The sequence below is a fragment of the Pseudomonas sp. genome, from assembly GCF_030698175.1.
Classification (GTDB): domain Bacteria; phylum Pseudomonadota; class Gammaproteobacteria; order Pseudomonadales; family Pseudomonadaceae; genus Aquipseudomonas.
On record NZ_JAUYNT010000015.1, the window covers coordinates 109845 to 132374 of the forward strand.

General features: G+C 59.4%; 21 protein-coding genes. 12 read left to right on the forward strand and 9 right to left on the reverse strand.

Annotated features, from left to right (window positions below; genetic code table 11):
- The 3 genes from Q8R10_RS07120 to Q8R10_RS07130 all read left to right on the forward strand — a co-directional run bounded on the left by Q8R10_RS07120 (position 1) and on the right by Q8R10_RS07130 (position 3693).
- Positions 1 to 255 carry a Txe/YoeB family addiction module toxin gene (locus Q8R10_RS07120; protein WP_305652344.1) on the forward strand — a complete coding sequence of 85 codons (255 nt, stop codon included), beginning with the start codon at positions 1 to 3 and terminating at the stop codon, positions 253 to 255.
- A gap of 225 nt (positions 256 to 480) precedes the next feature.
- A complete protein-coding gene (locus Q8R10_RS07125) occupies positions 481 to 1503 on the forward strand; it encodes a glycosyltransferase family 4 protein (RefSeq protein ID WP_305652446.1) in 1023 nt (340 codons plus the stop codon).
- A 216-nt stretch (positions 1504 to 1719) separates the two neighbouring features.
- The gene (locus Q8R10_RS07130) at positions 1720 to 3693 is read left to right on the forward strand and encodes a polysaccharide biosynthesis protein (protein ID WP_371133298.1); all 1974 of its coding nucleotides are present in this window, start codon (positions 1720 to 1722) and stop codon (positions 3691 to 3693) included.
- Positions 3694 to 3752: 59 nt separating this feature from the next.
- On the opposite strand, the gene Q8R10_RS07135 is transcribed toward Q8R10_RS07130, so the two are convergent.
- Entirely contained in the window at positions 3753 to 4667 is a 915-nt protein-coding gene (locus tag Q8R10_RS07135; protein WP_305652348.1) for a cation diffusion facilitator family transporter, read from the reverse strand.
- Between the two features lie 173 nt (positions 4668 to 4840).
- On the opposite strand from Q8R10_RS07135, the gene Q8R10_RS07140 reads away from it, so the two are divergent.
- The 3 genes from Q8R10_RS07140 (at position 4841) to glp (ending at position 7236) form a co-directional block, all read left to right on the forward strand.
- On the forward strand, positions 4841 to 5245 hold the full coding sequence (locus Q8R10_RS07140; protein ID WP_305652350.1) for a ribonucleotide reductase subunit alpha: 405 nt from the start codon (positions 4841 to 4843) through the stop codon (positions 5243 to 5245).
- Positions 5246 to 5449: 204 nt separating this feature from the next.
- Positions 5450 to 6004 carry a molybdenum cofactor biosynthesis protein B gene (gene moaB, locus Q8R10_RS07145; protein WP_305652352.1) on the forward strand — a complete coding sequence of 185 codons (555 nt, stop codon included), beginning with the start codon at positions 5450 to 5452 and terminating at the stop codon, positions 6002 to 6004.
- Positions 6001 to 7236, forward strand: coding sequence for a gephyrin-like molybdotransferase Glp (gene glp / locus Q8R10_RS07150; RefSeq protein WP_305652354.1), 1236 nt, complete (start codon positions 6001 to 6003; stop codon positions 7234 to 7236). Before moaB ends, glp begins: the two co-directional genes overlap by 4 nt.
- A gap of 64 nt (positions 7237 to 7300) precedes the next feature.
- Here the strand turns inward: glp and Q8R10_RS07155 are convergent, their stop codons facing one another.
- Entirely contained in the window at positions 7301 to 8584 is a 1284-nt protein-coding gene (locus Q8R10_RS07155) for a sensor histidine kinase (protein ID WP_305652356.1), read from the reverse strand.
- 359 nt (positions 8585 to 8943) lie between these two features.
- Between Q8R10_RS07155 and Q8R10_RS07160 the strand changes: the two genes are divergently transcribed.
- The 3 genes from Q8R10_RS07160 (at position 8944) to Q8R10_RS07170 (ending at position 11376) form a co-directional block, all read left to right on the forward strand.
- Entirely contained in the window at positions 8944 to 9939 is a 996-nt protein-coding gene (locus Q8R10_RS07160; protein ID WP_305652358.1) for a peptidase U32 family protein, read from the forward strand.
- A 67-nt stretch (positions 9940 to 10006) separates the two neighbouring features.
- The gene (locus Q8R10_RS07165; RefSeq protein WP_305652360.1) at positions 10007 to 10903 is read left to right on the forward strand and encodes a U32 family peptidase; all 897 of its coding nucleotides are present in this window, start codon (positions 10007 to 10009) and stop codon (positions 10901 to 10903) included.
- Positions 10897 to 11376 (forward strand): SCP2 domain-containing protein, encoded by a 480-nt coding sequence (locus tag Q8R10_RS07170; protein ID WP_305652362.1) that lies wholly within the window; start codon positions 10897 to 10899, stop codon positions 11374 to 11376. Before Q8R10_RS07165 ends, Q8R10_RS07170 begins: the two co-directional genes overlap by 7 nt.
- Before the next feature lie 248 nt (positions 11377 to 11624).
- On the opposite strand, the gene Q8R10_RS07175 is transcribed toward Q8R10_RS07170, so the two are convergent.
- The 3 genes from Q8R10_RS07175 to Q8R10_RS07185 form a co-directional block, all read right to left on the reverse strand.
- Entirely contained in the window at positions 11625 to 12815 is a 1191-nt protein-coding gene (locus tag Q8R10_RS07175; RefSeq protein WP_305652364.1) for an NnrS family protein, read from the reverse strand.
- Positions 12816 to 13025: 210 nt separating this feature from the next.
- Positions 13026 to 14309 carry an alginate export family protein gene (locus tag Q8R10_RS07180; protein WP_305652366.1) on the reverse strand — a complete coding sequence of 428 codons (1284 nt, stop codon included), beginning with the start codon at positions 14307 to 14309 and terminating at the stop codon, positions 13026 to 13028.
- 13 nt (positions 14310 to 14322) lie between these two features.
- Positions 14323 to 14736 carry a putative zinc-binding protein gene (locus tag Q8R10_RS07185; protein ID WP_305652368.1) on the reverse strand — a complete coding sequence of 138 codons (414 nt, stop codon included), beginning with the start codon at positions 14734 to 14736 and terminating at the stop codon, positions 14323 to 14325.
- A gap of 147 nt (positions 14737 to 14883) precedes the next feature.
- Here Q8R10_RS07185 and can point away from each other — a divergent pair, with 147 nt between their 5' ends.
- Positions 14884 to 15510 (forward strand): carbonate dehydratase, encoded by a 627-nt coding sequence (gene can, locus Q8R10_RS07190; protein WP_305652370.1) that lies wholly within the window; start codon positions 14884 to 14886, stop codon positions 15508 to 15510.
- Between the two features lie 102 nt (positions 15511 to 15612).
- On the opposite strand, the gene Q8R10_RS07195 is transcribed toward can, so the two are convergent.
- On the reverse strand, positions 15613 to 16461 hold the full coding sequence (locus Q8R10_RS07195) for a DUF4824 family protein (RefSeq protein WP_305652372.1): 849 nt from the start codon (positions 16459 to 16461) through the stop codon (positions 15613 to 15615).
- Positions 16458 to 17534, reverse strand: a complete 1077-nt coding sequence (locus Q8R10_RS07200; RefSeq protein ID WP_305652374.1) for a DUF2157 domain-containing protein — start codon at positions 17532 to 17534, stop codon at positions 16458 to 16460. Before Q8R10_RS07200 ends, Q8R10_RS07195 begins: the two co-directional genes overlap by 4 nt.
- A 297-nt stretch (positions 17535 to 17831) precedes the next feature.
- On the opposite strand from Q8R10_RS07200, the gene Q8R10_RS07205 reads away from it, so the two are divergent.
- Positions 17832 to 18566 carry an amidotransferase gene (locus Q8R10_RS07205; RefSeq protein ID WP_305652376.1) on the forward strand — a complete coding sequence of 245 codons (735 nt, stop codon included), beginning with the start codon at positions 17832 to 17834 and terminating at the stop codon, positions 18564 to 18566.
- 120 nt (positions 18567 to 18686) lie between these two features.
- Here the strand turns inward: Q8R10_RS07205 and Q8R10_RS07210 are convergent, their stop codons facing one another.
- Positions 18687 to 19121, reverse strand: a complete 435-nt coding sequence (locus Q8R10_RS07210) for an MAPEG family protein (RefSeq protein WP_305652378.1) — start codon at positions 19119 to 19121, stop codon at positions 18687 to 18689.
- A 572-nt stretch (positions 19122 to 19693) separates the two neighbouring features.
- Between Q8R10_RS07210 and chrA the strand changes: the two genes are divergently transcribed.
- Positions 19694 to 21022, forward strand: a complete 1329-nt coding sequence (gene chrA, locus Q8R10_RS07215; RefSeq protein ID WP_305652448.1) for a chromate efflux transporter — start codon at positions 19694 to 19696, stop codon at positions 21020 to 21022.
- Positions 21023 to 21631: 609 nt separating this feature from the next.
- Here chrA and Q8R10_RS07220 read toward each other — a convergent pair.
- Entirely contained in the window at positions 21632 to 22516 is an 885-nt protein-coding gene (locus Q8R10_RS07220; RefSeq protein ID WP_305652380.1) for a LysR substrate-binding domain-containing protein, read from the reverse strand.
- Between the last annotated feature and the right edge of the window lie 14 nt (positions 22517 to 22530).

A 22530-nucleotide genomic window follows, 5' to 3' on the forward strand; every position in this document is an offset into this window, starting at 1 on the left:
GTGAACATCACCTTCACGCCGGAGGCGTGGGACGATTATATCTGGTTCCAACAGAACGATAAGGCCGGGCTCAAACGCATCAATCTACTGATCAAAACGGCTCAGCGCAGCCCGTTCGAAGGGATTGGCAAACCTGAGCCGCTCAAGCATAACCTGAGCGGTTTCTGGTCGCGCCGAATCAGCGAGGAGCATCGCTTGGTCTATGCGGTCGATGCTGACGCAGTGCAAATCGTGCAGTGCCGATACTGCTACTGACTCTGGATATCGCCAGTTCTGCTGTAAAGCGCTGCAGCGCTATGTGCAGGCATTGGTTGAGTGTTGCAAGCGTAGGCCGGGTTAGTCCGCAGGGCGCCGACAGGTTATGAATACGCTGGTGCTAATAGATGTCGGGTTACGCTGCGCTGCCCCTGCATAAGCGCTCCTCAACACTTAACGGCTACATAATTTTTTATTTTGGCTGTTTCAGGAAATTGATTTTTGATGATGATTTGGTGGTTTTTGCTGGCGGTAGTGGGCGTTGCATTTTTGCTGACGGGCGCGCTGCGCCGTTACGCTCTGGCTCGTAGCCTGATGGCCATTCCCAATGCGCGCAGTTCGCACTCCGTACCGACAGCACTTGGCGGTGGGGTCGCCATAGTAGTGGCGTTTCTGGCCGCTTTGCCGGTGTTGGCCTTCGCCAATGTACTGCCCTGGGTTGTTATCTGGGGCCTGTTGGGGGGGAGTGCAGGGGTGGCGTTGATCGGTTTCTTGAATGATCACGGTCATATATCGGTACGTTGGCGTTTGCTTGGGCACTTTAGCGCTGCTATTTGGGCGTTGTTCTGGTTAGGTGGTTTGCCACCTCTGACGCTATTTGGATTTACGCTTGATCTGGGGTGGGTTGGACATGCGTTAGCCACGGTCTATCTGGTTTGGTTGTTGAATCTCTATAACTTTATGGATGGCATTGACGGCATTGCCAGCGTCGAGGCTATTTGTGTCTGTGTGGGTGGGGCCTTGTTGTATGTTTTGTTGGGTACGGCAGTCTCGGACTATGTTGTGCCTTTAGTTCTAGCTGCCGCTGTGGCAGGTTTTTTATTCTGGAACTTCCCGCCAGCGCGGATCTTTATGGGCGATGCCGGCAGTGGCTTTTTGGGCATTACTTTGGGCGTGTTATCGCTGCAAGCCGCCTGGGTAGCACCGCAGTTGTTGTGGAGTTGGTTGATTTTGCTCGGGGTGTTTATTGTCGATGCCACTTTTACCTTGCTGCGCCGCCTGTTGCGTGGCGATAAGGTCTATGAAGCGCATCGTAGTCATGCCTATCAGTTTGCCTCGCGGCAATTTGGTAAACACTTGCCTGTGACTCTTATTGTGGCTGCTATCAACCTTATGTGGCTGTTGCCTATTGCGCTGTGGGTTGGGCTCAGCCGTTTGGATGGCGTTAGTGGGGTGCTGCTGGCCTATGCGCCGCTGTTGTTACTGGCCGTCAAATTTCGAGCCGGTGAATTGAAGCAACCAGAGTGAACCTGTGCATGATGCCTGTTTGGAGTCTTATGATTGGTGTGAGTCTTGCAGGTGGTGTGCAATTTGGCGCTCAAGCTTGGCTGCAGGCCGCTTGTTGGCGGGCTATGCGGTTATTGTGGCGGATGCGGTTGTGCGTGTTACGGGTTAATCGTTGTCTGCGAGTATATAAAAGGAGGCTTGAAAATGTTAGGCCGGATAGATTGGATTCGCCAACAGATGCTTACTTTGTCGCGTCGGCAAAAGCGTCTCTTGCAGGTGGTAGTTGATGTCGTATTAGTTTGGCTCGCACTGTGGTTGGCGTTTGTGGTGCGTTTGGGGGGCTACAAAGATGTCCATCCCCTTACTGGGCATGCGTGGGTATTTATTGCTGCACCTATGATCGCTTTGCCTTTGTTCATTCGTTTTGGCATGTACCGGGCGGTGATGCGTTATTTGGGCAACGATGCGCTGATGGCGATAGTTAAGGCCGTTAGTCTGTCGACGTTATTGTTGGCGTTAGCGGTGTATTGGTATCGCAACGACATGCCAGTGATACCGCGTTCGATGGTGTTTAACTACTGGTGGTTGAGTCTGCTGCTGATTGGTGGCTTGCGTCTGGTGATGCGTCAGTTCTTTATGGGCAATTGGTTCGGTCCACAGCAACCATATTTCACTAATCAGTCCAATGGTTGTGTGCGTGTCGCAATTTATGGGGCTGGAGCTGCGGGTAATCAGTTGGTCGCTGCACTGCGCTTGGGGCGTCTGATGACACCCGTTGCCTTTATTGATGATGATCCGAGTATCTCCAATCGAGTTATTGCGGGCATCCGTGTTTACACCTCTAAGCACATTCAGCAACTGATTGATGAAACCCACCCTAGCGAAATTTTGATGGCGATCCCCTCGGCCACCCGTGGACGTCGCCGCGAGATACTGGGCTTGCTTGAGCAGTTCCCCCTGCATGTGCGCAGTGTTCCGGGTTTTATGGATCTGGCCAGTGGCCGGGTCAAGGTTGAAGATGTGCAAGAGGTCGACATTGCCGACCTCCTGGGCCGTGATGCGGTTCCCCCGCAGAAAGTGTTATTTGAGCGCTGCATCCGCGGCCAGGTGGTGATGGTTACCGGCGCGGGCGGATCGATTGGTTCAGAGTTATGTCGGCAGATTGTGGCCACGGGGCCGACCACTTTGCTGTTGTTCGAGCACAGTGAGTTCAATCTCTACAGCATCCATGCCGAGCTTGAGCGGCGGGTGCAGCGTGAGTCGTTACCGCTGCGCCTGGTGCCAATTTTGGGCTCGATTCGCAACAGCGAGCGCTTGTTTGATGTGATGCAAACCTGGGGGGTGAATACGGTTTACCACGCTGCTGCCTACAAGCATGTGCCGATGGTCGAGCACAATATTGCCGAAGGCGTGTTGAATAATGTGCTGGGGTCCTTGCACACCGCCCAAGCGGCGATTCGCGCTGGGGTTGAGCACTTTGTGCTGATTTCGACCGACAAGGCGGTAAGGCCGACCAATGTGATGGGCAGTACCAAACGCTTGGCTGAGATGACCTTGCAGGCCTTGAGTGCCGAGGCGGCGCCGGTGTTTCTGGGGGATAAATCGGCGGTTGCCCATCTGAATAAAACCCGTTTCACCATGGTGCGTTTTGGCAATGTGCTGGGTTCGTCTGGCTCGGTGATTCCGCTGTTTCGTGAGCAAATCAGTCATGGCGGCCCAGTGACTGTGACCCACCCCAATATCACCCGTTATTTCATGACCATCCCTGAGGCGGCGCAGTTGGTGATTCAGGCCGGCGCCATGGGGCAGGGCGGCGATGTCTTTGTGTTGGATATGGGCCAACCGGTAAAAATTGCCGAACTGGCCGAGAAGATGATTTTGCTCTCTGGGCTAACCCTGCGCTCCGAGCGCAACCCCCATGGCGATATTGCCGTCGAGTTCACCGGTTTGCGTCCCGGTGAAAAGCTTTATGAAGAGCTGTTGATTGGCGATGACGTTACCCCGACCGACCATCCAATGATCATGCGGGCCAATGAAGACCATCTGCCATGGGAGGCGTTCAAGTTGGCGCTGGAGCAGTTAATGGCGGCAGTTGAGCAAGATGATTATGTTCGGGTGCGCCAACTGCTGCGTGAAACCGTCAGTGGCTATGCCCCTGAGGGGGAAATTGTCGACTGGATTCATTCGCGGCAAGCCAAGTTCAAATCGTAGTAATTTCCCCTCTCGGTATCTGTTATCGACTCTTGTGTCGAGCTAAAAATGGCGGATTGTTACTTCGGCGACGCCGGTGGGCGCGCGCAACTGAGTTGGCAGCCGTGCTCAGCTTCCAGTTGCAGGGTGCTGTGGGCGATGGCGAAGTGCTCGTGCAACTCCAGCGTCACCTCATGCAGCAAGCGATCATCGGCGGGCAAGGGTTCGATCAGCATATGCGCGGTGAGCGCCACCTCATTGGTACTCATGGCCCAGACGTGCAGGTCATGCACATCCTTAACCCCCGGCAAGCCCTGCAAATACTGGCGCACTGCCGCTAGATCAACTTGTTCGGGCACCCCGTCAAACAGCAAATGCAGCGATTGGCGAAACAGTGACCAGGTGCCAATCACTATCACCGCGGCAATGATCAGGCTCACCACCGGGTCAAGCCACAGCCAGCCTTGCCACAGATAGAGTGCGCCGGCCAGCACCACGCCAATCGACACCAAGGCATCGGCGGCCATGTGCATAAAGGCGCCGCGCAGGTTGAGGTCGTCCTTGCTGCCGCTGATAAACAGCCAGGCGGTAAACGCATTGATCAGCACGCCAATGGAGGCCACCACCATCACCGTAACGCCGGCGATGGGCTCGGGTTGTTGCAGCCGTTGCAGCGACTCCCAACCCAGCGAGCCCATGGCCACCAATAACAACAGCGCATTGGCGAAACTGGCCAGTATTGAGGCGCGGCGCCAGCCGTAGGTGTGGCGATCATTGCTGCGCAGCCGTGCGGCGGCGATGGCGACCCAGGCCAGCACCAGGCCGCCGACGTCGCCGAGGTTGTGGCCGGCATCGGCCAGCAGCGCCAGGGAGTTGACCTGCCAGCCGTAAAACGCCTCGATCAGCACATAGGTCAGATTGAGCCCGATACCCAGCGCAAAGGCGCGATCGAAACGCTGGGGCGCGTGCTGATGCGGGTCGTGGCTGTGGGCCATGGATTGCCTCAATGCTAGCTACTGAAATTGCAGAGGTGCCGAGTCTACGCCGCTAAGGTGAGGCTAGCCTGCAGGCGAGTGCGCGTCAGCCTATGCCTTAAGAGATATGGTCAAGTTCGCTGTCGGCGTTAGAGTGCATGCAATGACTTTGCTCAATTTTATGAGGCGCCGCGATGAATATTACCGAGTTTGCCGACCTGCTGACGGCTGCCGCCGGCCAAGCCGAGCCGCAACGTTTGTTGATGGTGTTTGTGGCCGCCGAATTGCCCGCCGACGCCACCGAGGCCGAAGTGCAGCGGCATGCCGAGCAGCAGGGCGGTTCGCTGCGCCCGGTGCTGTGCGTGGACAAACTGCCGAGCGAACTGGCGGACTTTGATGCCTTGCTGGCCGAGTCGCAGCGCACCGGCATTGCCTGGGACCTGGTGTTTGCCGCCGGTTTGTCTGGGCGCGGCGGCATTGCCCCGAGCGGCGATGAGGCCGAGCAGCCGTTGAAGATGATGGTGGGTGCCATCGAAAGCGGCAGTGTCAGCAACTTCCTGGCCTTCGATCGCGCCGGTCATTCGGTGTCGTTTTACTGAGGCTAGCTGCGCATTGTCGGACTGTTCGCTGCGCTCCTGAGTCCGACCTACTCCCTACTTGCGGCTCGCCAGTGCTGGTTATTTGTGGGCGGCCTGAAATAGTCATTAAACCTTAGTAGTTCGCCGGCTACCTCCATCGGGGAATAGGTGCGGGCAGGGGCTTGCATGCAGGCTGTGGAGAATTTTCAAGCAGAGGATTCGCCCATGTCTCACCTTGCCCAGACGAGCTTTCAGGCGTTACGCATCGCCGTGCTCACGGTCAGCGATACCCGCAATCTGGACACCGACAGCTCCGGCCAAACGCTGATCAGCCACTTGGAAGAGGCCGGTCATGCGCTGGCGGCGCGGGCCATCGTCATCGACGATATTTACCGGATTCGCGCCCAGCTTTCGCAGTGGATAGTCGACCCGTTGGTGCAGGTGGTGTTGATCACCGGCGGCACCGGCTTCACCGCCCGCGACAACACCCCGCAAGCGGTGGTGCCCTTGCTGGATAAGCATGTCGAGGGTTTTGGTGAGCTGTTCCGTCAGGTTTCAGTGGTTGAAATTGGCACCTCCAGTTTGCAATCGCGGGCGCTGGCCGGCTTTGCCAACAGCACCCTGATTTGTTGTTTGCCGGGTTCGCCGAATGCCTGTCGCACCGGCTGGCAAAAGATTCTCGGCGAGCAGTTGGATAGCCGCACCCGGCCGTGCAATTTCGTCCCGCACCTGAAGGCCTTGCCCGAGCGCCCGGTGGCCGCCTGCGAGTCACGCGCATGAGCGGCTGTGGTTGCGACGGTCACGACTTGCATCCGGTCGATCAGGTGATTGAGCATTTGCTTAGCCGCGCCCCGGCCCCGCCCAAGATTGAGCAGGTGGCGCTGGCGGCGGCCCTCGGCCGGGTGCTGGCCTGCGATGTGCCGGCGCCGAGCGATGTGCCGGCCTGGGACAACAGCGCCATGGACGGTTACGCCTTGCGGGCGGCGGACCTGCCGATAGAGGGGGGGTACTTGCCGCTGGCTGGGCGAATTGCCGCCGGCGACAGCGGGCAAGCCCGCCTGCTGGCCGGCCATGCCGTGCGCATCTTCACCGGCGCACCTTTGCCGCCGGGCGCCGACAGCGTGGTGGCGCAAGAAGATTGCCGCGCCGAAGGTACTGGCGTTTGGCTGCCGGCGGTAAAGCCGGGCGCCCATGTGCGCAAGCAGGGTGAAGAGCTGTGCAGTGGCGCCTTGTTGCTCACCGCCGGCCAGCGCCTGCGGCCGCAAGAAATCGGTTTGCTGGCCAGTATCGGCATGGCCCAGGTGCCGGTCTATCGGCGCCTGCGGGTCGGTTTGCTGAGCAGCGGCGACGAGCTGCGCGAGCCGGGGCAAACCCTGGCGCCTGGGCAAATCTACAACGCCAACCGCTTCAGTTTGGGCGCGGTGCTGCGCAGCCTCGGCATGGAGGTGCACGACTACGAGGTGATGGCCGATGACCTGTCCGCCAGCCGCGATGCCTTGAGCTTGGCGGCTTCCGAATGGGACATGCTGCTGACCTCGGGCGGTGTCTCGGTTGGAGAGGAGGATCACCTCAAACAGGCGATTCGCGAGCTTGGGCAATTGCACCTGTGGCGCTTGGCGATCCAGCCAGGCAAGCCCCTGGCCTTTGGTGAGGTGGGCGGCAAGCCCTGGCTGGGTTTGCCCGGCAACCCGGCGGCGGCCCTGATTACCGCGCTGATAGTCGCGCGGCCCTTCTTGTTGCGCGCCCAAGGCCGCAGCGCAGTTATGCCGCAGCCCTTGCAGCTGAGCGCAGGCTTTAGCTGGCTCACCCCACGGTCGCGCCGGCAATACCTGCGCGCCCGGCTGGTGGCCGATGGCGCCGGGCAATTAAGTGTGCAACTGCACCCGCAGCAAGGTTCGGCGATGCTCAGTTCGGCGTGCTGGAGTGATGGCCTGGCGGTGATCGAAATAGGCCAGACCCTGCAGGTCGGCGAGGCTGTGACTTACCTGAGTTTTGCGCAGTTGTTGCACTGATTGAGTTCAGACGAAATGGCCTGAGTCCAGGCCATTTAACCCGCGGCGGTCGGGTTTCTGAAGCTCAGCTAAGGGGTTTGTCAGGCGCGACCAACGGCAGGCAGATAGTAAAACTGGTGCCGCTGCCTGGCGTGGATTGTACGGCAATGGTTCCGCCCAGGGTCTTGGTGGTCAGGTTTCTGACGATGGCCATGCCCAAGCCTGTGCCACCTTTGCCAATCTTGGTGCTGAAGTAAGGTTCGAACAGTTTGCCAAGGTGCTCTTTGGCCATGCCCACGCCATTGTCGGCAATCTGCAACTTCACCTGCTCGCCCAGCACTTCTGCGCCGATGCTCACAGCTCCCTCGCTTTGATTTTCGAAGCCATGCAGGTAGGCGTTGTTGACAAGGTTGATGACGACTTGCCCCAGTGCTCCTGGAAAACTGTCCATCTGGATGCCAGTTGGGATGTCGAGGCTGATCCGCTGTGGGAATTTCTTCAGGCTGGGCGCGATGCTGGCAAGCACTTCTTTCAGGGTGTCGGCTAGATCGAAGCTGCGGCGCTGCTCACTGGCCTGATCGGCGGCTACCTGTTTGAAACTCTGCAATAACTCCTGGGCACGCAGCAAACCACGTTGCAACAGCTCGCTGGCAGAATCTATGGCAGCAATGAACGTGCTCAAATCGGAACGCTTGAGCTGCCCCCCGGCCACCACGGCTTGAAACTCTAGGGTAAGGGCTTGCAGGGTGCTGGCCGTTAGGACGCAATTGCTGATTGGTGTATTGAGCTCATGGGTGACGCTGGCGACCAGGGTGCTTAAGGTTGCCTTGGCTTCGCTCTGGGTCAGAGCCTCCTGCGAGATCAGCAGGCTCTGCATGGCCCTTTGCAATTCTTGCGTGCGTTCTTCGACCAGGGTTTCAAGCTGCTCCCGGTGCTGCGCCAGGCGCTGTTCTAGCTGTTTACGGTTGCTGATGTCGCGGATGGTGCTGATCACCATCAACCCTTTGGCCATGGTGATCGGGCTGAGACTGATATCCACCGGGAACTCACTGCCATCTTTGCGTTTTGCCAGCAGATCGCGTCCTTCACCCATGGCGCGCGGGTGCGGATCCTGGAGATAGTTCTGGCGCTGCTCGGTGTGACTGTGAAGGAAGCGGGCGGGAATTAAATGTTCAATGACTTGACCAAGCAACTCTGCTCGGCTGTAGCCAAAGAGTCGCTCCGCCTGCAGGTTGATGGCGTGGATGATGCCTGCATCCGTGGAGACGATGATGGCGTCGGGCGATGATTCAAATAAGGTTTGGAATTGTTCTTCGCTCTGCTGCAGCGCTTGCTGTGCCTGCGTTATCTCGGCGCTATTGCTCGGCATGCCGAGTTGCGCCGGGAGATCTGCGGCGCAAGGGCCCGGGTTTAACCCAGGCGCTGGCGATTTTGGCGTGACCTTCGGGGCTGCTTTTTTGGCGCTCATGCCGACCTCGCGAGTGCCGAATGGCAGGCGTAATCAAGCACAAAGAATAGTCCTTGGGGGGTGTTTCTGCTCAGTGGCACTTGGGCGGCGGTCGGCTGAGGTCTATTAGTGCGGTAGGAGGGGGCGCTTAGCCGGACAATCAGCGCTGCGCATCGTTGACTTTGATCAAGGTTGGCTTGGCGGGCGGGCTCTAGAGTGGGCGCACTTAGATTTAGCTTCGCTGGCAGTGTTGGGCTGCCGCTGGGCTCAAGGAGCACGCAATGCAATTGGTTTGTCCGGCGGGCAGTCTGCCCGCGCTCAAGGCGGCGGTGCGCCAAGGCGCCGATGCGGTCTATGTGGGCTTTCGCGATGACACCAATGCCCGGCATTTTGCCGGGCTTAACCTGGATGAAAAACAGCTGCAAAGCGGTCTGGAGCTGATTCGCCAGCAGGGCCGGCAGCTGTATATCGCGGTCAATACCTATGCCCGCGCCGACGGTTGGGCGCGCAGGCAACGGGCGGTCGATCACGCCGCCGAGCTGGGGGTGGACGCGCTGATCGCCGCCGACCCTGGCGTGCTGGCCTACGCCAGCCGGCGCCATCCGCAGCTTAATTTGCACCTGTCGGTGCAGGGCTCGGCGACCAATGTGGCGGCCTTGAGTTTTTACCATGAGCGCTACGGCATTCGCCGCGCGGTGTTGCCGCGGGTGCTGTCGCTGGCTCAGGTCAAGCAACTGGCGAGCAAGAGCCCGGTGCCGATCGAGGTGTTCGCCTTTGGCAGCCTGTGCATCATGGCCGAGGGGCGCTGCCACCTGTCGTCGTACCTCACTGGTGAGTCACCAAACCTTTGCGGGGTGTGTTCACCCGCCAGTGCAGTGCGCTGGAGTGAAGATGCCGAGGGCTTGAGTTCGCGCCTCAATGGCGTGCTGATCGACAGGTACGCCGCTGGCGAGCCGGCCGGTTATCCGACCCTGTGCAAGGGCCGTTTTATGGTCGATGGTCAGCGCTTTCACGCCTTGGAGGAGCCCACCAGCCTGAACACCATCGAGTTGATTCCAGAGCTGGTCAGCATGGGCGTGGCGGCGGTGAAAATCGAAGGCCGCCAGCGCAGCCCGGCTTATGTCGAGCAGGTCACGCGGGTCTGGCGGGCGGCGCTGGATGCCTATGCCAAGGCCCCGCAAAATTTCAGCGTGGCGCCGGACTGGCGCAGCGCCTTGGCCGCCGTCTCCGAAGGCAGCCAGACCACCCTGGGCGCCTACCACCGCGCTTGGCAATAGCGCCGACAGCGGCCGCCACCCAGCGTGGCGGGTCATTATTAAATAACCTCAGTAGTAGGAGCGGGTCATGCAATTAACCCTAGGGCCGGTGCTCTTTGCTTGGGAACGGCCGCAGTTATTGGATTTTTACGCCGAGATGGCCAGCCAACCGCTGGACGTTATTTATCTCGGCGAAACGGTGTGCAGCAAGCGCCGGGCCTTGTCGCTGGACGACTGGCTGGGGCTGGCGCGCGACCTGCGTGAGGCCTGCAAGGCCGAAATAGTGCTTAGCGGCCTGACCTTGCTGGAGGCCGCCTCGGAACTGTCGAGCCTGCGCCGCCTGTGTGAGAACGGTGAGCTGATGGTGGAGGCCAATGACCTGGGTGCCGTGCAGTTTTTGGCCGCCAAGGGCGTCGGCTTTGTCGGCGGCGCGGCGCTGAATATCTACAACGGCCATGCGCTGGCGGAGCTGACCGCCTGCGGCCTGCAGCGCTGGGTGCCGCCGGTGGAGTGTTCGGCCGAGTTGATCCGCCAGGCGCGTGGGCAATATCTCGAACTGGTCGATGTGGCGCCGTTGCCGCAGATCGAGGTGTTTGCCTATGGGCATTTACCCCTGGCCTATTCGGCCCGCTGTTTTACCGCGCGGGCGCTGAATAAACCCAAAGATGACTGCGAAATTTGCTGTCAGAACTACCCCGAAGGCATGGCCGTGTTGAGTCAAGAAGGTGCGCCCTTGTTTACCTTGAACGGCATCCAAACCATGTCCGCCAGCGTGCATAACCTGCTGGCCGATTACCCTTCATTGCAGGCCAGTGGCGTCGATCTGCTGCGCCTGAGCCCGCGCGTGCAGGGTATGGCGGAGGTGATCGCGGCCTTTGATGCCGTGCGCCAAGGAGCTTTGCCACCGCTGGCGGTACAGGGCTGTAACGGCTACTGGCATGGTCGGCCGGGGATGCTGCGGGCCGAGGAGTTGGGCGTATGTTGAGTCCTGCCGGCTTACTCTTGCGTGGCGCTAGCCGCTGCTTACCGCTCACCCGCCATGTGCCCTTCGTACTGCAACGGCTGGCGCTGCAACAGAGCCTCAACCGCCTGTTTGCCGCGCCCTTGGCCGACGGCGCCTTCGATATTCTGCGTGACCGTTGGTTGCGCCTAAACGTGCGCGACCTGCAGTTGGAGTGGTTCCTGACTCGCAACAACGCCGGTTTGCAGGTGGCGGCACGGGCGCAGGCGCAGGTCAGCATCAGCGGTAATTGGAGCGATTTTTTACTCCTGGCCAGCCGCCAGGAAGACCCGGACACCTTGTTCTTTCGCCGCCGCCTGGTGATTGAAGGCGATACCGAGCTGGGCTTGGCGATCAAGAACCTGCTCGATAGCCTCGATCCCGACGATTTGCCCCAATGGTTCTGGACCGTCCTGCAGCGGCTCGGGCAAGAGCAGAAGCTGCGTACAGCGGCTTGAGTCACGGGTCGCTAGGGTGAACCCCGCAAGGTGAGCTGGGTTGGACGGCGATGGTGGGCACGCGGCACGCTGAGTTTCTTTCAGTGTTGGCTGATGGAGGCGGGTAGGGTGGAAAACTGCGAAGCATTTTCCACCGGTTTTACCTCGGATTCGCGTTCTTTTTTGAGTGATGCAGTGGTTGGTTAAACCGTGGTGGGCAAGCTGCGCGTTGCCCACCCTACGCGTTGCCCGTCCTCGGTTTAACTTGCTTAGCCCGGATGCCCATCCGGGCGCGCTTGCATCAGCAGCGGCGCGTAGTGCCAGACGAATAAGCCGAAGGCCAGCAGCCAGCATGCCGCCGCGAGCCACAGTGCGGCCTGGGGCCAGACACCGACGAGCAATACCCGCGCCGCCGCGCCGGCATTCAGCAGGGCGAAGGCCCAGGGCATTGCCTTTGGGGTCTTCAGGTCGCGGCCGGTATGGCCGAGGCTGACGCGGGCGATCATGGCCAAAATCAAACCGCTCATGCCGCCAACGGCCAGGGCGTGCAGCGACTGGCTCGGGCTGCTCAGCAGGCCCAGTTGCCAGAGCGCTAACCCCAGTGCGGAGATGACCATCCAGGCAAATGCCAGGTGCAGCGACCAGAGTAAATCCACCCGCCAAATGCCGCTGTCATGCCAGCGCACTAAACGCACCAGATGGCCCAAACCAAAGGCGGCGAAGGGCAGGGCCAGCCACGGGTTCGGCTGCAGGCCTAAGCCGCTGGCAAACAGTACGGCCAGCAACAGGCCGCAGGCCAGCAGGCTTTTGTCCAGCCAGACCCAGGCTTTGACGCCCTCAACTCGCCGCAGTCCGCGCTGGGTGAAGAATGGAATCACCCGCCCGCCGATCAGCCCCATCAAGGTCGCCACCAGCCACAGGGCGGCATAGGCGGCTTGGCGTTGCAGCATCTCATTGGCCGTGGCCAGGCCATACAGCAACAAACAATTGGCGGCGGCCATTAGCAGCAACACCGCCACTATTGGGTAGTTGCTCTGCTGGCGCACACGCCACAGTTGCTGAGCCATCAAGGCGGCCAGGCTAAACAGAAACGCCGCCTCCAAGGGCAGCAGTAACGGCAGTGGCAAGTTGGCCAGCCAGCCAAGCCGCGCCGCCAGCCAGAGGCCCGCCAAGGCCATCAGCGGCTTGCCGCTTAAGCCCGGTTGGCCGGTCCAGTTCTGCACGGCGGTGAGTAAAAAGCCGGCGATGATCGCCACGCCAAAGCCGAATAGCAGCTCATGGCGATGCCAGGCCAGCCAGCCACCGGCCGGTTGCCAAGTGCCAAGCAAGCCATTGAGTGCACCTATCCACAGGCCAATGGCGAGCACGGCAAAGCCACTGCCGGCCAAGAAGAATGGGCGAAAGCCTAAGCGCCACACGGGGGGGATTTGTAATGCTGTGCGCCGATCGAGAACTTGCATGGCGAATATCCTGTGCGGCTGAAAAAGCGCCGAATTAAACCGCTTAATTACGGCGCGCGAGTGAGCGGCCGTCGGCCTGAAGCCTGTCAGCATAATCGGCAAATTTGCTGGCTACGACCATTGCTCCGCCGCACTACCTCTAATGAGGCAGTGGCGGCTGAGCTTTCGTTAGCCGAGGGCGCGTCGGGCAGCGCGCGGTGGCCGTTACGGCTATAGGTAGGTGTATTGCAGTTGCAGCCAGAACTTCTCGGTGTCGACGGTCACGGCGCTGTCGGCCGAGTCGTAATTGGCATACTTGGCCAGGGCCACCAGGCCTTTAACCCCGGGGATTGGGTGGCCGTAGGAAATGTCATATTCCTCGCCATAGTTGTCGCCACCTTGCTGGGCGGAGAAGTCGTGGTAAACAGCCTGCAATGTGCCGCCGAGCAGCGGTGCGGTGGCGCCCAGGTAGGCGTCTTCGATGCCATCGGCGGGGGTGGTCAGAAATACGTCGGCCCAGCCTTGGAAGGCGTGTTTAGTGGCCAGCGGGGTCTGGAAGGCGAGGTTCTGGTTGCCCACGGCTTTGCCGTCGTCACCACCGCCGAGCACTTCGTAACCGGCTTTCAGTCCAACGCCTGCGACCGTGTAGCCCAGTTCGGCGAGGTAGTAGTCGCTGTCGAGATCGTTGGGGTTGTCGCCGTAGTCGCTTTGCTGGGCGACTTCAGCCGCATAGGTAAAGCCTGAGATGGCGCCAGTCAGGCGCAGGCCGGTGGTCTGGCTCGACAGGGTGCCAACCGCCGAGGCGGCGTTGGTGGCGATGTTGTCCAGGTCCAGCAGATAGGTATAACCGGTGACGGTCAGTTCCGGCATCAGAACATACTGGGCGTTAAACAGTTGGCTGTGGCCGTCGATATTGGCGGGGTTGGTTTTGTTGTCGTAGCGGCCGTTTTCTGGGCCCCAGATGCTGTTGATATTGTCGATATAGGCGGCGGTCAAGGTCAGGCCGGTAATGGGTTTTAACTGCAGCAAAGCGCCGTCATAGGTCTGCTCGTTTTGCCGCCAGGCGACGCTGCCGATAAAGCGCTGATTGTCGAGGTTGATCCGCTGGCGACCGGCCACCGCATTGCCGTACTTGTGGTCATAGCGCAGCAGGGCTTGGTTGATCTCGCTGCCGTCCGGGTCGGCCACGGTGGAGAACTGGGTCTGGCCGTTGCGGGTGGAGTTGAATTTTTCATCGCCAATATGGCTGACGTTATCCGCCTCGACCAGAGATGACAGGCCGTACCACTGACCGGTCTGAAACCCTACGCGGGTGCGCAGCGTTTGCGCGTTGGCGTGGTCGAGGGCGGCTTTGCCGGGGGCGGCGTTCTGGTCGACAAACTCGTAGCGGTAGCGCGCATCGAGAATGGTCTTGCCGCCGGTGAACAGGTTGCTGAAGTCTTCAGCGGCGCAAACCTGGCCGCTGACGCCGGCGGCGATGGCCAGCGACAGCAACGACAGTTTCAGTGGGTGCATGGGACTTACCTCATTAGACAAAAACGAATTCTTCGCCGCTGGCGCTGGTGTTGTTTGGCGCGGGCGCGGGCTGTCCAAGCTGTTGCTGCAGCTGTTGTAACAGTAGTTCAACCTGCGCGGGCGTGCAGTCTTCGCCGTAGCGCTTGCGCAGGCCTGACTGGCTGAGGATCAGGTGAATATCCGGCTCGATGTGATGCTGCGCCAGGCAGCCTTTGACGCACTGCAGCGGGCAGCCATCGAGGGCCAAAATGCGCCGGCCAGAGTTGGCTTTACTGACCAGGGCCGGCACCCGGCCGCCGACGCCGGCAATGCAGGACATCTCGGCCAAGCCTTGGCGATCCAGGCGCAGGGCCAGGGTATTGGCCAACTGGGCGACGTTGGAACAACCTGAGCAGGAATACACCAGAGGCAGTGTGTGGTCGGGCATGTGCGCCCCTCCAAGCCGTTAACTGCTTACAGTTTGGTGACTGCGCGGCATCCATGACCTTGACCGAAGTCAAGGTCGCCGTTGGCGTGGCCGCGATACTGAATTGCCATGACAGGCAATGGTTAGAGGCGTAACTGGAGCGAACCTATGCAGCTGAACAAATTGCTGGAAAACAACCGGTTTTGGTCCGAGTCGCTGAATGCCCGCGATCCCGGATTTTTTAAGCGGCTGGCGATGCAGCAGCGCCCGGAGTTTCTCTGGATCGGCTGCTCGGACAGCCGCGTGCCGGCCAATGAAGTGGTCGGGCTGATGCCGGGCGAGCTGTTCGTGCATCGCAACGTCGGCAATATGGTGGTGGCCACCGACATGAACCTGTTATCGGTGCTGCAGTACGCGGTGGATGTGCTGCAGGTCAAACACATCATCGTCTGCGGCCATTACGGTTGCGGCGGCGTGCGTGCGGCCATCAGCCATCAGGCGCTGGGACTGATCGACAACTGGCTAAGGGCGATCAAGGCGCTGCACCACCAGAATCTGGCGCAGTTTGTTGGCATGGATGACGAGCAGCGGGTCAATCGCCTGTGCGAGCTCAATGTGCAGCGCCAGGTGCGCAACGTCTGCCACACCACCATCGTGCAGAACGCCTGGATGCGCGGTCAGGACATCACCGTGTATGGCTGGATTTACGGCTTGGAAAACGGCTTGATCAAAGACCTGGACAGCACCATCAGCGCCCCCGATCAGCTTGATGAGGCGTTTCTGTACGAGCTGTAAGTGTTGGCTTCTGCGACACGCATAGGGCGGCGACGGCCGGCGTAGGGTGGGCTTTAGCCCACCGCATGGCCCCCACATGGGTTGGTGGGCTGAAGCCCACCCCTACGGCTGACCCGCCTGCAACTGCACCACCCAGGGTTCCAGCCGCTGGCCGAAGGCCAGTTCGGCGTTAAACAGCTGGTCGCCACCGGAATGTGGAAACTCGGTATCACCCTTGCGCACCGGCAGCTTGTCGAACAGCTGATGCCAGCGCTGTGGCAGGTTGATGCTGTCGGCCACTGGAATCTGCGCCGAGCCCCCTAGTTGCCAGTTGTCGTCATGCCGCCAGGCCCAGGCGTTGATCTTGCCGCGCACGATGGCGTAGCGCTGGCGATCTGGGTACTTGGCCCGCAGGCTTGCCTGGTCGGCCCCAGCATCGATGATAAACAAACGGCTGGCCTGGGTTTGCTCGCGCTGCAGATCTGCGCGGGCATCTTGATAGGTTTCTTGCAGGTCTTTGTTGCTTGGTAGGGCGGCCAGATCGGCGCTGCTTTTAGTCAGTTGCTGCTGTGCCAGTTGCAGCTGTTGTTGATACAGCGGGCCGTTGAACTCCAGCACCAACAAGCCGTCGCGGTCGAGTTGGCGGCGGTAGCGGCGCATCGACTCTTCGTTCCACTCAGTCGGCACACTGAAGCCCAGCTCACGCATTTTGCTGGCGCTGAGTTGGTTGCTGCCACTCTCGCGGTAGTCGTTGGCGCGGCCACCGGGCCAGCGGTAATCAAGGCGCAGGGCGAGACCGCTGTTTTCCTTACGCCAGTATTCATAGCTGTTGCCCAGTTCGCGCTCGGACAGCTGCAAGCGGCTGTCGGCCGGTTCACTGCGGTTCCAGGCCACACCGGCCAGGGCGATGGCATTCACCAAGAGAATCAGGCCGAGGCCCGCCAGCAGGTTATGGCGATGGCTCCAGTTCATTGCGCGGTCCTTCCCAGCAAGCCATTGGCGCTGCGCAAGCGGCGCAGAATCAGCAAAATCAGCACGGCGCTCAGACCCAGCACCAGGAAGAACAGGTACTTGGGCATGCTCTCCCACCACCAGTCGAACAGCTTGGTGTAGAGGAAGATAACGAAGAAGGTCAGCCCGGTATTCACCACGTCCGACCAGTCGCGCCGCACGCCGAGCCAGATCACCGCCGCCGCCACGATAAAGCCAAGCAGCTGATAACTCGCCTCGATGCGGCTGGCCGGATAGTCCAGATAACTGCCGTCGCCCCAGTTAGCCAGCACCAGCATCGGCAGAAACAACGCCAGCAAACCGAACACCCGATAGGTCATGGCGAAACCATCGAAACGCCGCTGTGAGATCAGCAGCGGTACGGCAAAGATCAGCAGGGCCGCCGGCAAGAAATTCTCCGGCCGCTCGCCAAAGCCCAGCCAGTAAGTCCCACCCCAGGTGCCGACTCTTGCGGCGATAAACGCCAGCAGGCACAGAATCCCGGCGGCCAGCAGCACCCGCGCCTCACAGGCGTAGGCCAGCAGCAGGGCATAGGCAGCCCAGGGCAGCAGAGCCTTGTCGGACGGGGTGATATTGAAGATTTGCCCGAGCATGCCGATGTTCAGCACAAAGCAGGCAAAGGCCACCAGCGCGGCCAATTTACTGAAGTAACCCGAGCTATCGCGGCGCTGTACCGCCAGGGTCAGGCCGAACGACAGCAGGCTGGCGCTGAGCAAAATCGCCACCTGGGCCACTGCGCCAAACAGCCCCCAGAATTGATAAAACAGGAAAAACACACTGGCCGCCAACGTCAGCGCGCCGAGGAACGAGGCGATGCGCATGCCCAGCGACAGTTGCCGCGCCTGGCTGTTGTGGTCGATATCGAAGACGGCGCGATATTGCGCGAGCAAGGCCTGCTGATGGCTGTGCAGGTGGCTGCGTTGCGCTTCGCTGAGCTGCACCACCTGCTCGGCTTCGAGGCGGGTGAGTTCACGGTTGAACACGCCGATATCGTCGGCGCGTTGCTGGGCATCACTGCGGTTGAGGGTGGGCATGGCGATCCTTGCGGCGGCTCGCCGAGGCTAGGCGAATGGCTGGCACTCTAGCGATAAAGTTCGCCTCCTGCCACAGCTACCGTTGGTCACTTTTTGTGGAGCGTTTTTTCGCCCTTAATTCACCACTTAAAGGCCGTATTTCGGCCTCTGCAGGGCAACGCTACAACCCGCGTGGCGTCAGCGGTCCAGCTGGTTTTGCAAGGTGCTAAAATTCAAGGTTTGCATGGGTGAAATGACGTGTTAAAAAGCGCGCGTTTTTTCAATAAATCCTTCAATAAGAGGTAACCATTCCCAACTATGACCATGCGCATCTGCATCCTGGAAACCGACATCCTCCGACCTCAGTTGATCGAGCAGTACCACGGCTATGGCCGAATGTTCAGGCAGTTGTTTGAGAAACAGTCGATACCGGCGCAGTTCGATGTGTTCAACGTGGTGGAAGGTTGCTATCCCGAGGCCGAACAGGCCTACGACGCTTACCTGATTACCGGCAGCAAGGCCGACTCGTTCGGCAGCGATCCGTGGATTCAGACCCTGCGTGAGTTCCTGCTCAGCCGTTACCAGAACGGCGACCGGCTGATCGGTATCTGCTTCGGGCACCAGTTACTGGCTTTGCTGTTGGGCGGTAAAACCGAACGCGCCGCCCAAGGCTGGGGCATTGGCGTCAATCGCTACCAGTTGCTTGAGCAGCCAGAGTGGATGAACCCCGCGCTGGAAAGCCTCGATATGTTGGTGTTCCACCAGGACCAAGTCACCGAGCTGCCGGCCAATGCCACGCTGCTGGCCAGCAGCCCGTTCTGCCCGAATGCCGCCTACCGCATCGGCGACCAGGTGCTGTGCTTCCAGGCCCACCCGGAGTTTGTCGATGACTACGAACTGGGGCTGCTCAGCCTGCGCCGCGAGTTCCTCGGCGAGGCGCGCTACCAGCAGGCGCTGGCCAGCATGAGCCAGCCGCATCAGGGCGTACTGGTGGCCGAGTGGATGCTGCGTTTTGCCGGCCAAGCGCGCGCGCAGAACAGCCTCGCCGCCTGACTCAGCCGCCACAAAAAAGCCCCGCCAGTTTTGCTGGCGGGGCTTTTTGTTGCTGGCCGATCAGCTTTCAAAGCCGGCGGCAGCGCAGCCTGTGCGCAGGGCTTGACTGATCGTTTGGCGCTAGGCTTGCGGTGCGTTGGCCAACATCTGCATTGCCGCCAGCACCCACAGCGTAATCAGCAGCAGGTTGCTCGCGGCAAATGCCGTGAGGCGATGCATGACGTTGTTGTAGCTCAGGTGAATCAGGCTATGCACCATGCGCAGCGCCACATATGCCCAGGCCACCACCAACATGACCGGCGACGCGCCACCGGTGACAAAGCTGAGCAAGCAAACAACATAGAACAGCACCGGCATTTCCAGCAGATTCATGTAGTTGCGGTTCGGGATGCTCACATAGGGCGGCACCGACGCGGACTCACCGTATTTGAAATCATCGGTTCTGATCTCCCGCCGCGCCCCGGCGCGAAAGCGGGCAATTGGAATTTGCAGCAAGACCAGGCTGGTCCAGCAGGCCAGCGCGAAGACGGGGTAGAGAATGGCGAGTGTGGGCATGGGTTCAACTCCTTTTGAGGGCGAGTAATGGCGGTCATTAACCGCTGAGAATAATAAGCCAAGGTCAGGGTAAATGGGCAGAGGAAAGCCTGATCCGAACGTCATCTAGCCGGCCTCCCGGCGGGCGGGCTAGATTTGTTTTTAGCTGCCCCACAGAACAGTGGTTCTGCAGGATTGCCAGTGTGCTCGCGCTCGCTTCGCGGTGCCCTTGGTTACAAAAAGCCGCTCCTACACAAGCCCTGCACCTGCAATAGTTTCATCGGCTGGCCAACCCTGTAGGAGCGGATTTATCCGCGATTGGCCGGTGCAGGCAGCACAGGTATCAAGGCTAATTCCCTCTCGCGAAAATTTAGGTCCCTCACAACGTATAACTGAGACAGAGCCTTTGTTATGCCCGCGCAAAATGGCTTAATAAGCGCTGCTTTGAGGCGTTGCCGAGGCTTGGCGGCGGCGCCGCAATGCTGATAACCACTATTGGCCGCTGGCTGTTGAGCTTTCATCGATCATAAAACTGACCTTTCTGGATAAGCCCTAGTCCCATGTCCAACCAACCGCAACAGTCGCCCAGCGCGATGCCAACGAGCGCGCCTTCGGTGAGTTTTATCCAGGCTTTCTGGTTTTGGCTGAAGCTGGGCTTTATCAGCTTCGGCGGCCCGGCCGGGCAGATTTCGATCATGCATCAGGAGCTGGTCGAGCGCCGCCGCTGGATCTCCGAGCAGCGGTTTTTGCATGCGCTCAATTACTGCATGCTGCTGCCCGGCCCGGAGGCGCAGCAACTGGCGATCTATATCGGCTGGCTGCTGCACCGCACCTGGGGTGGGGTGATCGCCGGGGTGCTGTTCGTGTTGCCGTCGCTGTTTATCCTGATCGGCTTGTCGTGGCTGTATATCGCCTTTGGTGACGTGCCAGTGGTGGCCGGGCTGTTCTACGGCATTAAACCTGCGGTAACCGCCATAGTGCTGCAGGCAGCCCACCGGATTGGCTCGCGGGCGCTGAAGAACAACTGGCTGTGGGGCATTGCCGGCGCCTCCTTCGTGGCGATTTTTGCGCTGCAACTGCCCTTTCCGTTGATCGTGCTGGGGGCCGCAGTGCTGGGCTATCTGGGCGGGCGCTATTTGCCGCAGAGCTTCAGCATCGGCGGCGGCCACGCGGCGGCCAAGCAATCATTTGGTCCGGCACTGATTGATGACGACACGCCAAGCCCCGAACATGCACGCTTTCGCTGGTCGCGCCTGGCGCTGTTACTGGTGGTCGGCGCAGTGCTCTGGAGTGTGCCGATGGCGATTCTCACGGCCCTATTTGGCTGGCAGGGCACGCTGACGCAGATGGGCTGGTTCTTCACCAAGGCGGCGCTGCTGACCTTCGGCGGCGCTTACGCGGTGTTGCCCTATGTCTATCAGGGCGCGGTTGAGCATTACGGCTGGCTCAGCCCGACGCAGATGATCGACGGCCTGGCGCTGGGCGAAACCACGCCGGGACCCTTGATTATGGTGGTGGCTTTCGTCGGCTTTGTTGGTGGCTATCTGCAGCCAATGTTCGGCCCGGAGCAGGCGTTTCTGGCCGGTGCGGTGGCGGCCAGCCTGGTTACCTGGTTTACCTTTCTGCCGTCATTCTTGTTCATTCTGGCCGGCGGTCCGTTGGTGGAATCGACCCATAACGAACTGAAATTCACCGCGCCACTCACCGCCATAACGGCGGCGGTGGTGGGGGTAATTGTCAATCTGGCGCTGTTCTTCGCCTACCACGTGCTCTGGCCAACCGGCTTCGCCGGCCACTTCGACTGGCTCTCGGCACTGATCGCCCTGGCGGCGGTGGTGGCCTTGTTGCGCTTTAAGCGCGGGGTGATTGAGGTGTTGTTGGGCTGCGGCTTGGTTGGGTTGGTGGTGCATTTGCTGCGCTGAAGGAGCCGCTATCCATAACGGCCAAGAAGGGGCTGCCGGCAACGGCTACGAAAGCTGGCGCCTGGCGCATCGAAAGCTGTTTCGGGTCTTGCTTGCAGCTTGTTGGCACTCAGCCAGCAAAACCTGCGACCAGCCGCCGAGCATTGCCAACGGCCACCGACGGCTTTTGTGCTGGCGGGACTTTGCTGGAGGACTTTGCTTGGCGGGGCTTTTGTTGAAGGCTTTAGGACCCTCATGGATGTGGGAAATGCGCTGCGCCGTATGGAACGGCTGCCGCCCGCGAAGCCTTGCCGTCGCTTTAATACCGCGCCCGAACGCCGCAACGCTATTCACCCGCCCAAGGCTGTTTCGATTGGCTATGTACCCGTTAAGTGTTGAGCGCCGCAAACCTCCTACAAAGAGCTACCGCCTGGTGCAACAGCAAACTACCGACTAATGAAGACGCTCATACACCTCCCCTCTCTCGAATCTCCGAGCTGGCATCACAGTACACCCTATACCTAAATATGGAGGGCGTTCGCTTTGCCTTCCCCAAGCACGAAGGCGGACAGCTGAATTATTGCTCAGCTCACAGGTAAATCCAAAAAGCGGCGAATTATTTTTTGTACATCAAGTCGCGCACGCACGCTTGGTTGAACAGATAACATGGCCCGCACTTAATGATTGAAAATAGCTCCTCGATATATCCGCAAATAAACTTGAGAGTGAGCCTTTCGATTTATCATGATAGGCAAGCGAAATATCTAAATTACCTATTAGTGGAAAGCCTTCAGACTCTCCCAACACACGAAGCTCGTCATGAACAGTGCTCAACAACACAGCAGATACATAACAGCCAGACGACAAGGCCGCGAGAATCCCTGCATGGCTTGTACTATGATAACTTATCCGGTACGCCTTTTTGACTCGATTTAAAGCGTTTAATATTAAGTCTCTATCTCCGCAGCCCTTAGTAAAAAGCGCTAGAGGGACAGGATTTTTTTCAACAATTTTGCTCTCGTAAGTGCAAACCCATTTCAGGGATTCTGAGTGAAGGAGTTCCGACGGTACGCTCGACGGGCATCCCTGCGTCAGCACAACATCAAGCTCGCCAGCTTCATAGCTCTGCCAAATTTGACTGCTGTATCCGCAATGCACCTCGATTTCAATATCGGGAAAGCGGTCTGCACAACACTTTATAATTTCCGAGAAGTAGTTAGATGCGTAAGTATCAGACGTCCCAACTCTAACTACACCATTGTAAGATTTATCAGTTAACTTTGCTACTGCTTGATCATTAACTTCCAAGATTTTTATTGCATAAGCAAGCATGCTATCGCCATGAGCAGTCAGCTCCAGCATTCGCTTACCTCTAACGAAAAGATCTGAACCTAGATGGCCTTCAAGTTTTTGTATTTGCTGACTGATAGCAGATTGGACGCGGCATAACTTCTGGGATGCCTTGGAAAAACTTTTAAGCTCGGCAGCGGTGACAAATGCACGTAGCTGATTCATGTCCAAATTCATTT